General features: G+C 62.7%; 14 protein-coding genes and 1 tRNA gene. 4 read left to right on the top strand and 11 right to left on the bottom strand.

All coding sequences use genetic code 11. The features are described 5' to 3' along the window. The first annotated feature begins 95 nt into the window (after positions 1-95). Positions 96-779 carry an OmpW/AlkL family protein gene (locus NPS58_RS06750; protein ID WP_274114545.1) on the top strand — a complete coding sequence of 228 codons (684 nt, stop codon included), beginning with the start codon at positions 96-98 and terminating at the stop codon, positions 777-779. Between the two features lie 75 nt (positions 780-854). On the opposite strand, the gene NPS58_RS06745 is transcribed toward NPS58_RS06750, so the two are convergent. Then, the gene (locus tag NPS58_RS06745; protein WP_274114543.1) at positions 855-1,784 is read right to left on the bottom strand and encodes an NAD-dependent epimerase/dehydratase family protein; all 930 of its coding nucleotides are present in this window, start codon (positions 1,782-1,784) and stop codon (positions 855-857) included. Continuing rightward, on the bottom strand, positions 1,777-2,661 hold the full coding sequence (locus NPS58_RS06740; RefSeq protein ID WP_274114541.1) for a sugar nucleotide-binding protein: 885 nt from the start codon (positions 2,659-2,661) through the stop codon (positions 1,777-1,779). Before NPS58_RS06740 ends, NPS58_RS06745 begins: the two co-directional genes overlap by 8 nt. A 219-nt stretch (positions 2,662-2,880) precedes the next feature. Between NPS58_RS06740 and NPS58_RS06735 the strand changes: the two genes are divergently transcribed. Continuing rightward, on the top strand, positions 2,881-3,726 hold the full coding sequence (locus tag NPS58_RS06735; protein WP_274114539.1) for an alpha/beta hydrolase: 846 nt from the start codon (positions 2,881-2,883) through the stop codon (positions 3,724-3,726). Between the two features lie 32 nt (positions 3,727-3,758). Here NPS58_RS06735 and NPS58_RS06730 read toward each other — a convergent pair. The 7 genes from NPS58_RS06730 to fdnG form a co-directional block, all read right to left on the bottom strand. Beyond that, positions 3,759-3,854, bottom strand: a tRNA-Sec gene (locus tag NPS58_RS06730). Positions 3,855-3,860: 6 nt separating this feature from the next. Beyond that, positions 3,861-5,780, bottom strand: coding sequence for a selenocysteine-specific translation elongation factor (gene selB, locus NPS58_RS06725; RefSeq protein ID WP_274115370.1), 1,920 nt, complete (start codon positions 5,778-5,780; stop codon positions 3,861-3,863). Then, on the bottom strand, positions 5,777-7,207 hold the full coding sequence (selA, locus tag NPS58_RS06720; RefSeq protein WP_274114537.1) for an L-seryl-tRNA(Sec) selenium transferase: 1,431 nt from the start codon (positions 7,205-7,207) through the stop codon (positions 5,777-5,779). The genes selB and selA overlap by 4 nt, the downstream gene beginning before the upstream one ends. 110 nt (positions 7,208-7,317) lie before the next feature. Further along, on the bottom strand, positions 7,318-8,244 hold the full coding sequence (fdhE, locus tag NPS58_RS06715; protein ID WP_274114535.1) for a formate dehydrogenase accessory protein FdhE: 927 nt from the start codon (positions 8,242-8,244) through the stop codon (positions 7,318-7,320). Positions 8,245-8,248: 4 nt separating this feature from the next. Further along, the gene (locus tag NPS58_RS06710) at positions 8,249-8,902 is read right to left on the bottom strand and encodes a formate dehydrogenase subunit gamma (protein WP_274114533.1); all 654 of its coding nucleotides are present in this window, start codon (positions 8,900-8,902) and stop codon (positions 8,249-8,251) included. Then, a complete protein-coding gene (gene fdxH / locus NPS58_RS06705; protein ID WP_274114531.1) occupies positions 8,899-9,849 on the bottom strand; it encodes a formate dehydrogenase subunit beta in 951 nt (316 codons plus the stop codon). Before fdxH ends, NPS58_RS06710 begins: the two co-directional genes overlap by 4 nt. After that, positions 9,849-12,914 carry a formate dehydrogenase-N subunit alpha gene (gene fdnG, locus NPS58_RS06700; RefSeq protein WP_274114529.1) on the bottom strand — a complete coding sequence of 1,022 codons (3,066 nt, stop codon included), beginning with the start codon at positions 12,912-12,914 and terminating at the stop codon, positions 9,849-9,851. The genes fdxH and fdnG overlap by 1 nt, the downstream gene beginning before the upstream one ends. A gap of 227 nt (positions 12,915-13,141) precedes the next feature. On the opposite strand from fdnG, the gene NPS58_RS06695 reads away from it, so the two are divergent. Then, on the top strand, positions 13,142-13,621 hold the full coding sequence (locus tag NPS58_RS06695) for a GlcG/HbpS family heme-binding protein (protein WP_274114527.1): 480 nt from the start codon (positions 13,142-13,144) through the stop codon (positions 13,619-13,621). 74 nt (positions 13,622-13,695) lie between these two features. On the opposite strand, the gene NPS58_RS06690 is transcribed toward NPS58_RS06695, so the two are convergent. Beyond that, the gene (locus tag NPS58_RS06690; RefSeq protein WP_107024803.1) at positions 13,696-14,211 is read right to left on the bottom strand and encodes a single-stranded DNA-binding protein; all 516 of its coding nucleotides are present in this window, start codon (positions 14,209-14,211) and stop codon (positions 13,696-13,698) included. Positions 14,212-14,220: 9 nt separating this feature from the next. Beyond that, positions 14,221-15,615 carry an MFS transporter gene (locus NPS58_RS06685; protein ID WP_274114524.1) on the bottom strand — a complete coding sequence of 465 codons (1,395 nt, stop codon included), beginning with the start codon at positions 15,613-15,615 and terminating at the stop codon, positions 14,221-14,223. A 129-nt stretch (positions 15,616-15,744) separates the two neighbouring features. Here NPS58_RS06685 and uvrA point away from each other — a divergent pair, with 129 nt between their 5' ends. After that, the gene (uvrA, locus tag NPS58_RS06680; protein ID WP_274114522.1) at positions 15,745-18,579 is read left to right on the top strand and encodes an excinuclease ABC subunit UvrA; all 2,835 of its coding nucleotides are present in this window, start codon (positions 15,745-15,747) and stop codon (positions 18,577-18,579) included. Positions 18,580-18,639: the final 60 nt, after the last annotated feature.

Raw genomic sequence — 18,639 nt, 5'->3', positions numbered from 1 at the left:
GGCGTTGACGCTTTCATTGAGCTACGTCAAATCGCCGTTCCTGCGGGCCTTTACCATTGGACGCATTCAATTCTAAACGTCCTTTGGGAGCTTCCATGAACAAGTCCTTGCTCAGCGCCTCGCTCATTGCCCTGGCGCTCGCAGCCCCTGTTGCCCACGCCCACCAGGCTGGCGACTTCATCCTGCGTGCCGGCGCCATCACCACCGCTCCCAACGAGAACAGCGGTGATATCAAGCTCGACGGCACCAAGATGTCCGGCACCAAGGCAACCCTGGACAGCGACACCCAACTGGGCCTGGCATTCGCCTACATGCTGACCGACCACATCGGCCTGGAGCTGCTGGCGGCCACGCCGTTCCAGCACACGGTTGGCGTCAAGGGCCTGGGCGCAGGCCTGGACGGCAAGCTGGGTGACATCAAACAACTGCCACCGACCCTGTCGCTGCAGTACTACCCACTGGAGCCAACCTCCAAGTTCCAGCCATACGCCGGTATCGGTCTGAACTACACCATGTTCTTCGACGAAGACCTGAGCAGCAACCGCAAGGCCCAGGGCTTCAGCAACATGAAGCTCAAGGATTCGGTTGGCCTGGCCGGTCAACTGGGCATGGACTACATGATCACCGACAACATCCTGGTCAACGCTGCGGTCTGGTACATCGACATCGACACCAAGGCCAGCATCGACGGCCCGAGCGCCCTGGGCGTGGGCAAGACCAAGGTCGACGTGGATGTCGATCCGTGGGTCTATATGGTGGGTGTGGGTTACAAGTTCTGAGTCAGCGCTAATGTAAATCGCGGGGCAAGCCCGCTCCTACCGGACAGGTAGGAGCGGGCTTGCCCCGCGATGCATTCAACGCTCCAACAAGCGCGCCAGCCCTTGGACAAAGGGTGTCGGCTCGGCAAACTCGAATCGCGCCAGCAGGCGCTGATTGTTCGCCCGCGAATGACGGATATCCCCCGAGCGCGCCGGCCCGTGGCTGATCGCCGGCAGGTCGCCCAGTACCGACTTCAATGCTGCCAGCAGTTGGTTCAGCGAAGTGGCCTGGCTCAGGCCGATATTCACCGCCCCTTCTTCGACCTGCGCCAGTTCCAGCGCCTGGACCATCACGTTGACCAGGTCACCGACATAGACAAAGTCGCGGGTCTGCTCGCCATCTCCGAACAGGGTGATCGGCTGCCCGCCCAGGGCGCGCTCGCAGAAGATGCTGATCACCCCCGAGTACGGTGAAGACGGATCCTGGCGTGGACCGAAGATGTTGAAAAAGCGAAACACCACCGGCTCCAGGCCATGCTGGCGGCGGTAGAAGTCCAGGTATTGCTCGCTGGCCAGCTTGTCGACGGCATAGGGCGTCAGCGGGGCCTTGGGCGTGTCTTCATCAATCGCCAGGCCTTCGCCATTGTTGCCATACACGGCTGCACTGGAGGCAAACAGCACCCGCTTGATGCCATTGATGCGCATGGCCTCGCAGACATTCAGGGTGCCAATGAAATTGCTCTGGTGGGTTTTGACCGGGTCATCGACCGAGGCTTGCACCGATGCCACCGCCGCCAGGTGAACCACTGCCTGGCAACCCGCCGCCACGCGCTTGACCAGTTCGGCATCGGCCACATCGCCTTCGATCAGCTCAAGCTGGGAGTGATCCATTTGCAGGTTGGCCGGCTTGCCGGTGGACAGATCATCGAGGATTCGCACCGCGTAACCTTTTTCCAGCAACGCGTCGCTCAGGTGGGAGCCGATAAAACCGGCGCCACCGGTGATCAGAATGGGGGCATCAGCCATGACGGTAGAAACGGTCCAGTAAGGGCGGCAAGCCGGCGCGCCAGGCGCGGGGCTTGATACCGAAAGTGTGCAGGATTTTCTTGCAGGCCAGCACTGCATGCTGCGGTTCTTCGCTGGCATCGGGGCGCGCGGCATGGGCCTGCGCGGTCGGCTCGGTGACGGCCAGCTTGTGCAGCAACGACGCCTCGCTGAGGATTGCCTGCCCCAGCGCCAGCGGCGTGGTGGCCTCGTTGCCGGCGTAATGGTAGGTGCCCCACAGCGGCGCGGCACAATCGAGCTGCTTGAGCACCGAAAGGATCACCCGCGCAGCGTCGTCCACCGGGGTCGGGTTGCCGCGACGGTCGTCGGCCAACAGCAGCTCCTGGGGCTGCTCGGCGCGAGTCAGGAAGCGCCCGAGCACACCATCGATACTCTCGTCGAGCAGCCAGCCGAAGCGCAGCAGCACATGCTGCGGACAGGTCGCACGCACGCTCTGCTCGATCCGCCACAGCGCCTGGCCACGCTGGCCCAGGGGTATCGGTTCGTCTTTTTCGCTGTAGGCGGTGGCGCGCGAGCCATCGAACACCCGGTAGCTCGATGGCTGCACCAGAATGATGTTGTGGTGCTGACACAGCTCGGCCAGGCGTTCCACCGAGCGCTCCTGCTGGGCCAGGCGCTGTTCGCTGACCGACTCTGCCTGGAACCAGTCGAAGTAGTAGGCCAGGTTCACCAGGGCGTCGGGGCGTGTGTCGTCCAGCAGCTGGGTCAGGCTGGCCGGGTCCCAGCCCTGGTCGGGCGGGCGCGGTGCCAGAAAGCCGATATCTTCCTCGGCCCCGAGTCGAATCAGCGCTTGCCCGAGGGCATTTCCACCACCCAACAGCATCAGGCGCATTCGCATAGAGTCAGCAGGTCCGATCAGATAAATGAGGTGAATGGCACATTTTGCGTTTTCCGGCAGGGAAAGTCTAACGCTGGCCCGTCACGGCGCTGCGTTGTGGATAAAGATCAAGCATTCGGTATGCGGTGCATTTCGGTCCTAGACTGATCAGGCCATCGTTCCCTGCCGGCAACCTGCGGGGGTGAATGGCTGCATCTTCAGGTCAACTAGGCGGTGCCCATGCAACTCGACACGATGTCAACCATACGCTCCACCTGGCAATACGATGAACCCAGCCCCGGAGTAGAACACTTCATCACCGAAACCTTCGACACTTATCAACAGCAGGCCCGGCTGCTGGTGCCCGACGCGGAACGGGCGCCGCCCTTGTTCGTGGTGGGCGGGGCTCGCTCGGACTTCACCCGTCTCAACCCCCTGCTCTATAGGCTGCAGGCGCTGGGCATTGGCTCGCTGACGGCCAATCTGTCGGGACACAGCCTTGCCAGCGAACCAGGTGCGATCGCGCCTTCGCTCACCACCAACCGTGAAGAAGCCTTGCGCTTTCAGCGGCACATCGCACCGCGCTGCCGGACCCTGGTCGGCCACAGCCTGGGCGCGTCAATTGCCCTGAAACTGGCGGCCCGGCAGCCGGCTGTGGACAAGTTGATTCTCATCTGTCCTGCCGTGTATCCGGACAACGCTCACGATGCCCCCTTCGGGCCGGCCTTCAAGGCAGCGATCAGCAAGCCCTACGGCTTTCTGGACTGCGACAGCTTCGAGTTCCTGCGCAAGTTTCCCGGCCGTGTGTTGTTGGTGATGGGCGAGTTCGACGGGCTTAATTCCCAAGCCTACGGGCAAGGTGCCGGCACGTCGGCCGGTACGCTCTGGCTGGCGGGCGCCCAGCGCTACAGCCCCATCCCCGAAGAGGTCACCCGCGCGTTGCTCGCCTCGGTACCTCCGCCGCACCTGGAGTGTTTGTTGCTTTCGGACTGCGATCACGGCATCGCCGCCCACTTGCGTGAAACGCCTGGGGTGGCGGATCAGGTGGCACAAACGGTCGCAGAGTTCGTCCTCGACGGAAGGTGATCACTCGATTCAGGCGGATGCTCAGGGGAATATGGCGGAAGGCAGCGGGAGTCGAACCTGCCCGGGAACGGTTGCCGTCCCCAACCGGGTTTGAAGCCCGGCCGCGCCACCGGGCGCGATTGCCTTCCTTGAACTCAGGGCCCTGGCGATTGTGCCAGGGCGTTGTCTGCACGAATCTGACGCCGATCACCCATCCGCCGCGTCAGGCCGATACGATCAAAGTACTCCAGCACCTGAATGCTGCGTTTGCGGCCGATTCCCAGCACATCACGAAAGGCCGTCACCTGCACTACCGGATCGTCGCTGGCCAGCTGCAAGAGCATAGACGCCATTTGTCGGATAGTGGCCTCAGGATAGAACAGATCGCGCACCACCTGGTGCACCTGCCCCAAACGCGCCAGTTTTCGCAGCAATAAACGAACCTCGGCCTCATCCACCGACACGGCCTTGGCCAGGTCCCGCACCCAGGGTGGGTTGAATTGGCCCTGCTCGAGCAGCGGCTGCAGCTGTTGCCACAGTGCCGTGTCGGTGTCGCTCAGGCGCACCTGGTGCTCGGGCAGGTGCAGCCAGGGCCCGTTGCCGACCATTGACCCACTGGCGAGCAATTCGTCGAGCAGGCTGATGAAGGCCGGACGCTCCAAGGGGAGTGCGGCAAAGCGGCGTAGACGATCACGGTCAGGGCCGAGCTGGTCCGGCTCCTGCTCATGAAACCGCGCCAGTTGTTCCAGTACCGTGCGCTTTAGGCATTGCCAGCGCACCGTGGTGAACAGCAACGGCCCCTGGCGGGTGGCGATGACCTGCACCTGCGCCGGCAATTTCCAGCTACTGCGCAGGCGGTTGAACTGCCGTTCCAGGTGCTGCGGGTCAAGCCCTGTCTCGTCGTTGGCAAGCAGCGCCGGCAAGGCCTGCTCCAGGCCATCGACGCCAGCCAGCGCCTGCAACTGCGCCAGGCGTGCCTCGCTACGACGCTGGCGCGCCGGGGCGAAGGGGTCAAGCACCTTGCCACCGCCAAGGGTACGTTGTGCACTGTGGTCGCGCAGCACCAGGCGATCACCATGCACCGCCTGCAATGGTGCATTGAGCTGCAACTGGGCAAACATGCGCCCACCGGGCAGCAACAGTTCGCCTTGCAACAGGGCTACCCGGGCCGTGACGTCCTGGGTGCCCAGGTGCACATGCACCGGGCTGAAGTGCGTGAAGTTGCGGATTTCACCGGGTAGCAACTGCATCTCGATGTCCACCCGCTGGGTCGGCCCGTGCAGCCATTGTGCAAGCAACCAGTCACCCCGGTGGATATGCTCGAGTTCCAGGCGTTCGGCGCTGATGTTGAGCGCCACCCGTTGCCCGGCCCAGGCCTCGCTCACCGCCTGGTTCTGGGCATGCAGCCCACGAACCCGAACCGGTTTGCCGGCCTTGCCCAGCGCCAGGGTATCGCCCAATTGCACCTGGCCCGCCAGCGCCGTGCCGGTGACTACGATGCCAGCCCCGGACACGGCAAAAGCGCGGTCGATGGCCAAGCGAAAACCGCCCCGTCGACCGCGCTCACGTACCTCTCCCTGGGCCCTGAGCAACGCCAGACGCAAGGCATCGACGCCATCACCGGTCACGCTGGACAACGCAAACTGTGCAGCACCCGCATACGGCCCGGCTGCGAGCAGGACAGCGACTTGCGCCTGGACCTCCTTGACCCGCTGCGGCTCGACCCGGTCGCACTTGCTGATCGCGACCAGCGCCCTGGGTATGCCCAGCAGCTCGACAATGGCCAGGTGCTCGCGTGTCTGCGGCATCACGCCGTCATCGGCGGCCACCACCAGCAGCACCAGGTCGATGCCTTGGGCGCCCGCCAGCATGTTGTGGATAAATCGCTCATGGCCCGGCACATCGATAAAGCCGGTCAACGGTGCCCCGGGCTCGAGCGACGCGTAGCGGTAGCCCAGGTCGATGGTCATGCCCCGCTCGCGCTCTTCTCGACGGTGGTCGCCTGCCTCCCCGGTCAGGGCTTCGAGCAAGGATGTCTTGCCGTGGTCGATGTGCCCGGCGGTACCCACGATCACCCGCAGACCTCCGACCATTGCAACGTGGGCAACTGCGCCAGCCAACCCGCCTCATCGTCGAGCTGGCGCAGGTCGAGCCACAGCGCATCGTCATCGATGCGTCCGAGCACCGGGATCGACAGCAGGCGCAGGGCTTGCTCCAGGCCCTGCAGGCAACGACCGCGCAAGCGCCTGGACACCTGCGGGCGCAGGCACAGGGCGGCGCTGGGCAGGCGTGCGACCGGCTGGCTGCCGCTACCGATCATGCTCAGGGCCGGCACAGCCATGACCTGCCATTGCTCGCCCAGCTGCTGCGCCAGCACCGGCGCCAGGCGCTCGGCCTGGGCGAGGATTTCGTTCTGGGGACGTGTCAGCAAGCGCAGGCTGGGCAGTCGTTGGGCCAATAGATCAGGGTTGCGGTACAAGCCCAGCACCGCCTCCAGGGCAGCCAGGGTCATCTTGTCGACGCGCAGGGCACGCTTGAGCGGGTTCTTCTTGATGCGGGCGATCAGTGCCTTGCTGCCCACGATGATCCCGGCCTGGGGCCCACCGAGCAGTTTGTCACCGCTGAAGGTGACGATATCCGCCCCGTCGGCCAGGGCCTGGCGAACCGTGGGTTCGGCAGGCAATCCCCAACGGGTCAGGTCGAGCAGGCTGCCACTGCCCAGGTCTTCGAGCAACGGCAATTCGTGCTGATGAGCCAACTGGGCAAGCGTGGCGGTCGGCACCTGGGTGGTAAAACCCTGGATGCTGTAGTTGCTGCAGTGCACCCGCATCAACAGGCCGCTGCGTGGGCCAATGGCCGCTTCATAGTCACGGGCATGGGTGCGGTTGGTGGTACCGACCTCGTGCAGCTTTACCCCGGCCCGGGCCATGATGTCGGGAATGCGGAAGGCGCCACCGATCTCGATCAGCTCCCCGCGAGAAATGATGCCCTCCTTGCGGGCGCCCAGGCTGTTGAGCGCCAGCAGTACGGCTGCCGCGTTGTTGTTGACCACAGTGACGGCCTCGGCGCCGGTCATTTCGCGAATCAGGCCCTCGATGAGATCGTCGCGGTCGCCCCGCTTGCCGGTGTTCAGGTCGAACTCGAGGTTCAGCGGATAACGCGCGGCCATCCGCACGGCCTCGATGGCTTCATCGGGCAGCAGCGCCCGGCCCAGGTTGGTGTGCAAGACCGTACCGGTAAGGTTGAACACCCTGCGCACCTGGCTGCGGTGCTGGGTGGCCAGGCGTTCGCCGGCACGTCCTGCCAGCACCGGCATGGCCAGCTCGGCGGCTTCCAGCTGCCCCTGCCGGGCGGGCTCACGCAGGTCATCGAGCAGTTGGCGAAGTGTAGCCAGCACGGCATCGCGGCCGTAGCGATCCAGCAGAGGCTGGCAGGCGGGGTGGCGTAGCAAGGTGTCGATGGAGGGTAAGCGGGCGGGAAGCTTGGCAAGATTGGAGGGCATTCGGGGGACTACCTTCAACAATTTTCTTTGGCTGGGGAGCGGCTATCGCGGGGCAAGCCCGCCCATACCGCTGGAACGGGCTTGCCCCGCGATGAGTGTAGACGCTGGCCTCACTCCCCTCCTGGCGCCAGCATCAGGTTCGGAGCCATGCGTTGATAACCCTCCTCGTCCAGGCGTATGTCCAGGGCCAGGCTGGCGAGGTCCGCCGACAACGCTTCTGCCCCGGCGTCGTTCTCCAGGTAGATCTGCTTGAGGTAGCACTTGCAGCCTGGACAACACTCGGCACGCAAGGGCGCCTTGCCGGCAGCGTAGCGATCATCCTCCAGGTTGAAGTACTCCAGCCCCTTGCTCTGCTCGCAATACACGCACTTGACCCGCACCACATGCCACTCGCAGGCACAGAGCGAACACACCAGGTAGCGAAGCCCATTGTGCTTGCCCCGGTGGCGGATGACCCCGGCCATGGCCGGCGAGCCACAGCCCGGGCACTGGCAGAGGCTGTCGCCCGCCTTGAGCTCGGCGCCTGGCAGGTTCAACAGCCAGTGGCTCCAGGCCGCTTGCAGTGCCGCGCCAAGAAACGGCACCAGTGCTGGCGGAACAACGCTGTACTGTCCTGTCAGCAAGGCGATACCCCAGAGTTTGCGTTGCTCGTCACGGGCGTCGCGCAGGCTGTTGACGGCAGCCGCCAATTCGGCGGCCGCCGGCATGGGGTAGCGTTCGAGCAAGGCGCTCAGATACGCCAGCCAATGTCCTTCGCGAACCAGGCTGTCGGCTGCCAGCGGCGGCAGGCCGTGCTCCAGGCATAAGCGCTGGCGTTCGCTGTGTTCCGGTGCCGGCAACGGGGGATCGTCGAGCAGGCCTTGCTGAACGCGGCAAAGGCTGGCGATCAGCTGCAGGTAGTCGCCCAGCGCATTGCCCTGGGCCAGGGCCTCCAGGCGCTCGGCGCGCAACGCGAACAGGTTTGCGGGGGGCAGGTAGAGAAACGGCGGCGCGCTGGCCGCCGCTTCGATTTGCCCAGGTTCCAGAATAGTGCTCAAGAGGTCATCCTTTTTTGCTGGTCCGCGGGCCCGGCGGATCCTCGCGGGTCACTTCCCGATACCAGAGTTCATGGTGTTTTTTCGCCCAGGCACGGCTGACCCAACCATGCAACATCGCGCTGACCGAACCCTTGATCCAGATCCCGGCATAGATATGCACGATGATGCTCAGCACCAGCACGAACGCCGCCAGTGCATGCAGCAGGGTCGCCAGACGAATCGCACCGATATCGAAGTACTGGCTGAACCAGGCGCGCCAGATCACGATACCGCTCAACAACAGAATCAACATGCAGATCAGCAAGGTCCAGAACAGCAGCTTCTGCCCCGGGTTGTACTTGCCGATTGGCGGCACACCCTCCTCTTCGTTACGCATCACCCGGTCAATGCGCCGCAACCACAAGCGGTCGTTGCCGCTGATGAAGTTGGCGCGCCAGAAGCGAAACACCAGGCCGAGGAAAAACACGAACATGGCCACACCCAGGAACGGGTGCAGGATTCGCGTCCAGGGCCCGCCGCCGAACAAGTGACTGAGCCAGAACAACGCCGGATGAAACAGCGCCAGCCCCGACAACCCGGCAAAGATGAACAGGATCGCCACGATCCAGTGATTGGTCCGTTCGTTGGCGTTGTAGCGCAGGATGGGTTTGTCGTTCATGGTCGCTCCTCCCCTTGCGCACCTGGCTGGCCCGGGTCAAACACATGGACCGCCGGATCGACCACATGCACGCTGGTATCCGGCGGGGCTGGGTGTTCATCCTCCTCCACCCGCTGTGGACCGATCCGTACATAGTGGAAGAACCCGGCCAGCACCGCCGCCCCCATCGCCAGAAGCGCCAGCGGCTTGCTCACGCCCTTCCACAGCCCCACCAGCGGGCTGATCACCGGCTGGTCCGGCAAACCGGCGTACAATTTCGGTGAGTCGGCGTGGTGCAGCACGTACATCACATGGGTGCCGCCGACTCCATCGGGGTCGTACAGACCGGCGTTGTCGAAACCACGCGATTTGAGGTCAACGATACGCTCGGCAGCATGCTCCTTCATGTCTTCCTTGCTGCCGAACACGATCGCCCCGGTCGGGCAGGTTTTCACGCACGCAGGCTCTAGCCCCACCGCAACGCGGTCGGAGCACAAGGTGCACTTGTAGGCCTTGTGGTCCTTCTGCGAAATCCGCGGGATGTTGAACGGGCAGCCGGTGATGCAGTAGCCGCAACCGATGCAATGGTCCTGGTTGAAATCGACGATGCCATTGGCGTGCTTGATGATTGCCCCAGGGCTGGGACAGGCCTTCAGGCAGCCAGGATCGGCGCAGTGCATGCAGCCATCCTTGCGGATCAACCACTCCAGGTTACCGTCGGTGTTTTCATGCTCGGTGAAGCGCATCAAGGTCCAGGTTTCAGCGCTCAGGTCGTGGGGGTTGTCGTAGGTGCCATAGCTGTGACCTACCTCGTCGCGCAGCTCGTTCCACTCCGAGCACGCCACCTGGCAGGCCTTGCAGCCGATGCACTTGGTGGTGTCGATCAGCTTGGCCACTTCCTCCTGCTGGCGGATCGACGGCGGCGGTGTGGTGGTGGCCGAACGGGCAATGATGTCTTGGCTGGCCATCAGATTTTCTCCACGTTGACCAAGAACGACTTCGATTCCGGCGTCTGGGTATTACCGTCACCGAGGAACGGCACCAAGGTGTTGGTCAGGTAGCCGTGTCGCGTCACCCCGGTGAAGCCCCAGTGCAGCGGAATGCCGATCTGGTGCACGGTCTGGTTGTTGACCTGCAGCGGTCGAATCCGCTTGGTCACCACCGCCACGGCCTCGATATGCCCGCGCTTGCAGGTGACACGCACTCGGTCGCCTGCGGCAATGCCCTTCTCCTTGGCCAGTACTTCGCCGATCTCGACGAACTGTTCCGGCTGGGTCACGGCGTTGATCGGACAGTGCTTGGTCCAGAAGTGGAAGTGCTCGGTCAGTCGGTACGTGGTAGCGGCATACGGGAAGTCCTTGGCTTGCCCCAGGGAATCCCATACCGAATCGAATACCCGGCCCGCCGGGTTGCTGGTCGCCTTCTTGTTGTTGGGGTGCAACGGGTTGACCCCGATAGGTGTTTCGAACGGCTCGTAGTGCTCCGGGAACGGCCCTTCGTTCATCTTGTCCAGGGCAAAGAAACGCGCCACGCCTTCGGGGTTCATGATGAACGGGTTCATGCCCGCTTCCGGCGGCACGTCGACCTTGTAGTCCGGCACGTCGGTGCCACCCCAGGCCTTGCCGTTCCACCACACCAGGCGCTTGTTCGGCGACCAGGGCTTGCCCTGCACATCCGCCGATGCGCGGTTGTAGAGAATCCGCCGGTTCGCTGGCCATGCCCAGGCCCAGCCCAGGTTCTGCTTCATGCCGAACGGGTCGGCATTGTCACGCCGGGCCATCTGATTACCCTGCTCGGTCCAACTGCCGCAGAAGATCCAGCAGCCCGACGCGGTACTGCCATCGTCCTTGAGCTGGGCAAAACCGGCCAGTTGCTGCCCGGCCTTGAGGGTCGCGCCGGTGGCATCGGTGACATCGGCCACCGCATAGCCGTTGAACTCCTTGGCGATCTCTTCCGGCGTCGGCTCGTCGGGTACTTTGTACGGCCAACTAAGCTTGAGGATCGACTCGGCCCAGGCCCCGCCTTCCTTCTGGTAGCGTTCGCGCAGGCGCAGGAACAGCGCACTCATGATCCACACGTCGGTCCGGGCCTGGCCCGGTCCGTCGGCGCCTTTCCAGTGCCATTGCAACCAGCGGCTGCTGTTGACCAGCGAACCGTCTTCCTCGGCAAAACAGGTGGTGGGCAGGCGGAACACTTCGGTTTGCACGTTCGTCGAGTCGACATCGTTGTACGGCCCGGCATTGCGCCAGAACTCCGAAGTCTCGGTGGCCAGCGGGTCCATCACCACCAACCACTTGAGCTTGCTCAATGCAGCGGTGACACGGTTCTTGTCCGGCAAGGCGGCAATCGGATTGAAGCCCTGGCAGAAGTAACCGTTGACCTGCTCCTTGGCCATCATGTCGAACATCTTCAACACGTCGTAGCCGGGAATATCCAGCTTGGGCAGGTAGTCGTAGCCCCAGTTGTTCTCGACCGTGGCATTGGCGCCGTACCAGGCCTTCATCAGGCTGACATGGAACTTGCCGTAGTTCTGCCAGTAGGACATCTGTCCCGGTCGCAACGGCTTGGAGGCACGCTTGGCGATGTAGGCGTTGTAGTCCTGTTCGGCATCCGACGGCAGGGTCAGGTAGCCCGGCAACAGGTTGGACAACAAGCCAAGGTCGGTCAGACCCTGGATATTGGAGTGCCCGCGCAAGGCGTTGACCCCACCGCCCGGCATGCCGACGTTACCCAGCAGCAACTGCACCATGGCCGCACTGCGGATGATCTGCGAGCCGATCGAATGCTGGGTCCAGCCCAGGGCATAGAGGATCGTCATGGTCTTGCCCGGTTGCGAGCAGGTGGCGATCTCTTCCCAGATCTTGCGCATGCTGTCCACCGGCATGCCGCAGATCTGGCTGGCCAGTTCCGGGGTGTAGCGGCTGTAATGCTGCTTCATCAACTGGAACACGCAGCGCGGGTCTTGCAGGGTCGGGTCGACCTTGGCAAAACCGTCCTCTCCGATTTCATAGCTCCAGCCGGATTTGTCGGTGTAGCTGCGCTTGTCGGCGTCATAGCCGCTGAACAAGCCGTCCTCGAAGGTGAAGCCTTCTTTGACGATGAACGAGACGTCGGTGTAGTTGTGGACGTACTCGTGCTGGATCTTGTCATTGCTGATCAGGTAGTTGATCAGCCCGCCCATGAACGCGATATCCGTGCCGGTACGAATCGGCGCGTAATAGTCGGCCACCGAAGCGGTTCGGGTAAAACGCGGGTCGACCACGATCAACCGGGCCTTGTTATGGGCCTTGGCCTCGGTCACCCATTTGAAGCCGCATGGATGGGCTTCTGCAGCGTTGCCACCCATCACCAGGATCAGGTTCGCGTTAGCGATATCTGTCCAGTGGTTGGTCATGGCTCCACGGCCGTACGTCGGGGCAAGACTTGCCACCGTCGGGCCATGTCAGACACGTGCCTGGTTATCGAACCCCAGCATGCCAAGACTGCGAATGACTTTATGGGTCATGTAGCCCGCTTCGTTGGAGGACGCCGAAGCGGCCAGGAAGCCTACGCTTAGCCAGCGATTGACGGTCTGGCCCTGGGCGTTCTTCTCGATGAAGTTGGCATCGCGGTCGGCCTTCATCAGCTCAGCGATACGGTCCAACGCCTCATCCCAGGAAACTCGCGTCCACTCCGTGCTGCCCGCCTTGCGTACCTGCGGGTACTGCAGGCGGTTGGGGCTGTGGATAAAGTCGAGCAAGCCCGCGCCTTTGGGGCACAGGGTGCCGCGGTTTACCGGGTGGTCGGCATCACCCTCGATGTGGATGATATTCTGGGCGACGTTCTTGGCCCCATCACCCTGGCTGTACATGATCAAGCCGCAACCCACCGAGCAGTACGGGCAGGTGTTGCGGGTTTCTTTGGTATGCGCCAACTTGAAGTGACGCACCTGCTCGGCGAAGGCCGCGGTCGGGGCCATCCCCAACGCAGCCAGGCTCGAGCCTCCAAGGCCGATTGCGGCGACCTTGAAGAACTGCCGACGGTTGAGATCCATCGTGCACTCCTGATCAGGTGGTGGACGCGCGGGACGTTGCCGGCGTCTCTTGAACGATCACGGTGGCGACATTTACAGCAGTCACCAGTTGATACTCTAGTCAAGATTTCAGGAGAGGGCGCGAGGACAACCAGAAAGTTCTGACACCAAGCAGGGAAATAGGACTACTTATCACTGCGAAACGGCCTGCTACGTTGGCAAAACGTAATCAAGGATCGCAACGCACCATGAAAACAGCACGTAAGCTCGCAGCGCTCATTGCAGTGATTGCACCATTGATGCTCGCAGGCCCCGCACAGGCTGCACCGCCTTCCATCACCGCGCAGATGGCGCAGTCGATGGCCGAAGCCGCAGCGCAGGCCGCCCAGGAAAAAGGGTTCTCGATCGTTGTCAGCGTTGTCGACAACCATGGCAACCTCAAGCACTTCCATCGCATGGACAACACCAGCGTCGGCAGCATCGAAGTGTCCCGGCTCAAGGCATCGACCTCCGCCCAATTCCCGGTATCAACCAAAGTGCTGGCAGAACGAAGTGCCGCGATGCCGGCAAATCCTTACACCGCTATCCCAGGCTTCCTGCTACTGGAAGGTGGATTGCCGATCATGTCCAAAAGTGGCGTGCACATCGGCGGTATTGGTATCAGCGGTGCAACGCCAGAGCTGGACGGCCAATTTGCCCAAGCGGCAATTGATCAACTGGGCCACTGAATTAACGCCTTGGGATAAAAAAAGCCCGGGGCACAAGGCCACGGGCTTTTGGGACAGCAGAATCAGGCAACTGATCAGAACGGGATATCGTCATCAAAGCTGTCGAAATCCGGAGCCGGCTGCGGTGCGGCCTGCTGAGGCGCCGGGCGCTGCTGGGGTGCCGACTGCTGCGGGCGCGGAGCCTGCTGGCGCGGCGCCTGGTTGTAGTTGTTGCCGCCCTGCTGCTGGGAACCGTCCTGGTTCTGCGGACGACCGCCGAGCAGCTGCATGGTGCCCTGCATGTCGACGATGATTTCGGTGGTGTAACGCTTGATGCCGTCTTTTTCCCACTCGCGGGTCTGCAGCTTGCCTTCGATGTAGACCTGCGAACCTTTACGCAGGTACTCGCCGGCGATCTCGGCAACTTTGCCGAACATCGAGACGCGGTGCCACTCGGTGCGCTCGACCTTCTGGCCGGTCTGCTTGTCGGTCCACTGCTCGCTGGTGGCCAGGCTCAGGTTGGTCACGGCGTTACCGTTGGGCAGGTAGCGGACTTCGGGATCCTGACCGCAGGTACCGACCAGAATGACTTTGTTAACCCCACGGGCCATAACGTTCTCCTAGGCTTCACACGCTTCGGAGGCCGGGTTTACCAGGCGCTCCAGGGTCGTGCGATCCAAAATTTGTGTATCAAGTTTGATATAGATGGCGGCTTCATCGGCCACCACCACTGCGTCGGTCACACCCGGCACGGCCAGCAACCGCTCGGTCAGTCCGGCTTCACGGACCGCCTCGGCTGACAACGGCATGCGCAGGCTGGTGACATACGGCGGTTCACGCATGCTCAGGGCCACGATCCACCACAGTGCACACAAGGCTGCACAACCCAGGAACACCGTACTCAGGCCACCGTGCTGGAACAACCAGCCACCGAGAATTCCTCCCAGCGCGGCGCCAAGGAACTGGCTGGTGGAGTAAACCCCCATGGCCGTACCCTTGCCGCCGGCGGGCGACACCTTGCTCACCAGCGAAGGCAAAGATGCCTCCAGCAGGTTGAAGGCAGTAAAGAATATCACGGTGCCGATCACCAGTTCGTGCAAGTTGTCTGCTGACAGCCAGAAGAACAGCTCGGTGAGCATCAACACACTGACCGCGCCCAGCAGGACACGTTTCATCTTGCGCTTTTTCTCGCCGTAGATGATGAACGGGATCATTGCAAAAAATGAGACCAGCAAGGCGGTCAGATATACCCACCAGTGCTCTTCCTTGGGCAGGCCGCCCCGCTCGACGAGCGCCAGGGGCAAGGCAACGAAGCTGGCCATCAGGATGGCGTGCAGGACGAAGATCCCCACATCCAGGCGCAGCAGGTCGGGATGTCGCAAGGTCGGTCCCAACGCCTGTTTGGCGACACCTGACTCACGGTGCTGAAGGGCGCCATGGGACGCCGGCACGATGAATGCGATGATGGCGATTCCCACCAGCGCCAGGGCGGCCGTGGCCAGGAACAAGCCAGACAGACCGAAGGCACGGGTCAGCAAAGGCCCGACCACCATGGCCACAGCAAAGGACAAGCCGATGCTCATGCCGATCATGGCCATGGCCTTGGTCCGGTGCTGCTCACGGGTAAGGTCCGACAGCAACGCCATCACCGCGGCAGAAATCGCACCAGCCCCCTGCAGGATTCGTCCGGCGATCACACCCCAGATCGAGTCGGCCTGAGCCGCGAGCACACTGCCCAGTGCAAAGATGACCAGGCCCAGGTAAATCACCGGGCGACGGCCAATGCGGTCGGAAATGACCCCGAATGGAATCTGCAGGAATGCCTGGGTCAGGCCATAGGCACCTATGGCCAGGCCGATCAGTGCCGGCGTGGCGCCAGCCAGGTCCATGCCATAAGTCGCCAGCACCGGCAGGACCATGAACATGCCCAGCATGCGGAAGGCGAACACCATGGCCAGGCCGCCTGCGGCGCGGGTTTCGCTGCCACTCATGCGTTCGCTGTGGGTATCGTGCATGGATAAACCTCGTGTGAACCGGCGGCGATTCTACCAGTCCCATCGCTTAACGGCATATACGCGACGCTTTGCCGCGTAATGGCAGTGAGCCGTATACTCAACCGTTTATGCCCGCCGAGCGAGGCCGCAGTGGACAAGATCCTGATTCGTGGGGCAAGAACCCACAACCTGAAGAACATTGACCTGACCCTGCCCCGGGACAAGCTGATCGTCATTACCGGCCTGTCCGGTTCCGGCAAGTCGTCATTGGCCTTCGACACCCTCTACGCAGAAGGCCAGCGTCGCTACGTCGAATCGCTGTCGGCCTATGCCCGGCAGTTCCTGTCGATGATGGAAAAGCCCGACGTCGACACCATCGAGGGCCTGTCACCGGCCATTTCGATCGAGCAGAAATCGACTTCGCACAACCCCCGCTCTACCGTCGGCACCATTACCGAGATCTACGACTACCTGCGCTTGCTCTATGCCCGCGTCGGCACCCCACGCTGCCCGGATCACGACATTCCGCTGGAAGCCCAGACCGTCAGCCAGATGGTCGACCTGGTGCTGGCCCAGCCCGAAGGCAGTAAGCTGATGCTGCTGGCCCCGGTGATTCGCGAGCGCAAGGGCGAGCACCTGGCCGTGTTCGACGAACTGCGCGCCCAAGGTTTTGTGCGGGCCCGGGTCAATGGCAAGCTCTACGAGCTCGATGAACTGCCGAAACTGGACAAGCAGAAAAAGCACACCATCGACGTAGTGGTCGATCGCTTCAAGGTGCGTGAAGACCTGCAACAGCGCCTGGCCGAGTCCTTCGAAACCGCACTGAAGCTGGCCGATGGCATCGCCCTGGTTGCCTCGATGGACGACGAACCGTTCGAAGAGATGATCTTTTCGGCGCGCTTTGCCTGCCCGATCTGCGGTCATGCCATCAGCGAACTCGAACCCAAGCTGTTCTCCTTCAACAACCCGGCAGGCGCCTGCCCGACCTGTGACGGCCTGGGGGTCAAGCAGTTCTTCGACACCAAGCGACTGGTCAATAGCGAGCTGACCCTGGCCGAAGGCGCCATACGCGGCTGGGACAGGCGCAACGTCTACTACTTCCAGATGCTCGGTTCGCTGGCCGCGCACTATGGCTTCAGCCTCGAAGTACCCTTCGGCGAGCTGCCTGCCGAGCAGCAGAAAGTCATCCTGCACGGTAGCGGCAAGCAGAACGTCGACTTCAAGTACCTCAACGACCGTGGCGACATCGTCAAGCGCTCGCACCCCTTCGAAGGCATCGTGCCGAATCTGGAGCGCCGCTATCGCGAGACGGAATCGGCCACCGTCCGTGAAGAACTGGCCAAGTTTCTCAGCACTCAACCCTGCCCGGACTGCCGCGGCACGCGCCTGCGCCGTGAGGCGCGACACGTCTGGGTGGGCGAAAAGACGCTGCCGGCGGTCACCGGGCTGCCGATTGGCGATGCCAGCGACTACTTCGGCGGCCTTAAACTGACCGGACGCCGCGGCGAGATCGCCGACAAGATCCTCAAGGAAATCTGTGAACGCCTGCAGTTCCTGGTCAACGTCGGCCTCGACTACCTGACCCTGGATCGCAGCGCCGATACGCTTTCCGGTGGCGAAGCGCAGCGTATTCGCCTGGCCAGCCAGATCGGCGCAGGCCTCGTCGGGGTGATGTACATCCTCGACGAGCCCTCCATCGGCCTCCACCAGCGCGATAACGACAGGCTGCTGGCAACCCTCAATCACCTGCGCGACATCGGCAACACGGTGATCGTGGTCGAGCACGACGAAGATGCCATTCGCCTGGCCGACTATGTCGTGGACATCGGCCCGGGCGCTGGCGTCCACGGCGGCCAGATCGTCGCCGAAGGCTCGCCGGCCGAGGTGATGGCACACCCCGACTCGCTCACCGGCAAGTACCTGTCCGGGCGAGTCAAGATTGCCGTACCGGCCAAACGCACCCCGCGCAACAAGAAGCTTTCACTCAAGCTCAAGGGCGCACGGGGCAACAACCTGCAGAATGTAGACCTGGAAATCCCGATTGGCCTGCTGACCTGTGTCACCGGCGTCTCCGGCTCGGGGAAGTCGACGCTGATCAACAACACCCTGTTCCCGCTGAGTGCGACCGCCCTCAATGGCGCCAGCACGCTGGAGGCGGCCCCGCATGACAGCTGCGACGGCCTGCAGCACCTGGACAAGGTAGTCGACATCGACCAGAGCCCGATCGGCCGTACACCGCGCTCGAACCCGGCGACCTACACCGGGTTGTTCACCCCCATTCGTGAACTGTTCTCCGGCGTGCCGGAATCACGCTCCCGCGGCTATGGCCCGGGGCGTTTCTCGTTCAACGTCAAGGGCGGTCGCTGCGAAGCCTGTCAGGGCGACGGCCTGATCAAGGTTGAAATGCACTTTTTGCCGGACATCTATGTGCCCTGCGACGTGTGCAAGAGCAAGCGCTACAACCGCGAAACCCTGGAGATCAAGTACAAGGGCAAGAACATCCACGAGGTCCTGGAAATGACTATCGAGGAGGCCCGTGAGTTCTTCGATGCCGTACCGGCCCTGGCGCGCAAGCTGCAGACCCTGATGGATGTCGGCCTGTCCTATATCAAACTGGGGCAATCGGCGACCACCCTGTCTGGTGGCGAGGCGCAGCGGGTAAAACTGTCGCGCGAGCTGTCCAAGCGAGATACCGGCAAGACGCTGTACATCCTCGACGAACCGACCACCGGCCTGCACTTCGCCGACATCCAGCAACTGCTCGATGTGTTGCATCGCCTGCGTGATCACGGCAATACCGTGGTGGTGATCGAACACAATCTGGACGTGATCAAGACCGCCGACTGGATTGTCGACCTCGGCCCTGAGGGCGGCTCCAAAGGAGGCCAGATCATTGGGTACGGCACGCCAGAAGAGGTTGCCGAAATGAAGCAGTCCTATACCGGCTACTACCTCAAACCGCTGCTGTTGCGCGACCGCGCGTAGGAGCAGGCTTGCCCAGTGACGTTCGTAATGAGGTAAGCCCGCCCCAGCGAAATCGAGTAG

The sequence above is a fragment of the Pseudomonas putida genome (genome assembly GCF_028682455.1).
GTDB classification, from domain to species: Bacteria; Pseudomonadota; Gammaproteobacteria; order Pseudomonadales; family Pseudomonadaceae; genus Aquipseudomonas; species Aquipseudomonas putida_AA.
Note: the sequence above shows the minus strand (reverse complement) of the source record. Positions and strands in the feature narration are given on the sequence as shown.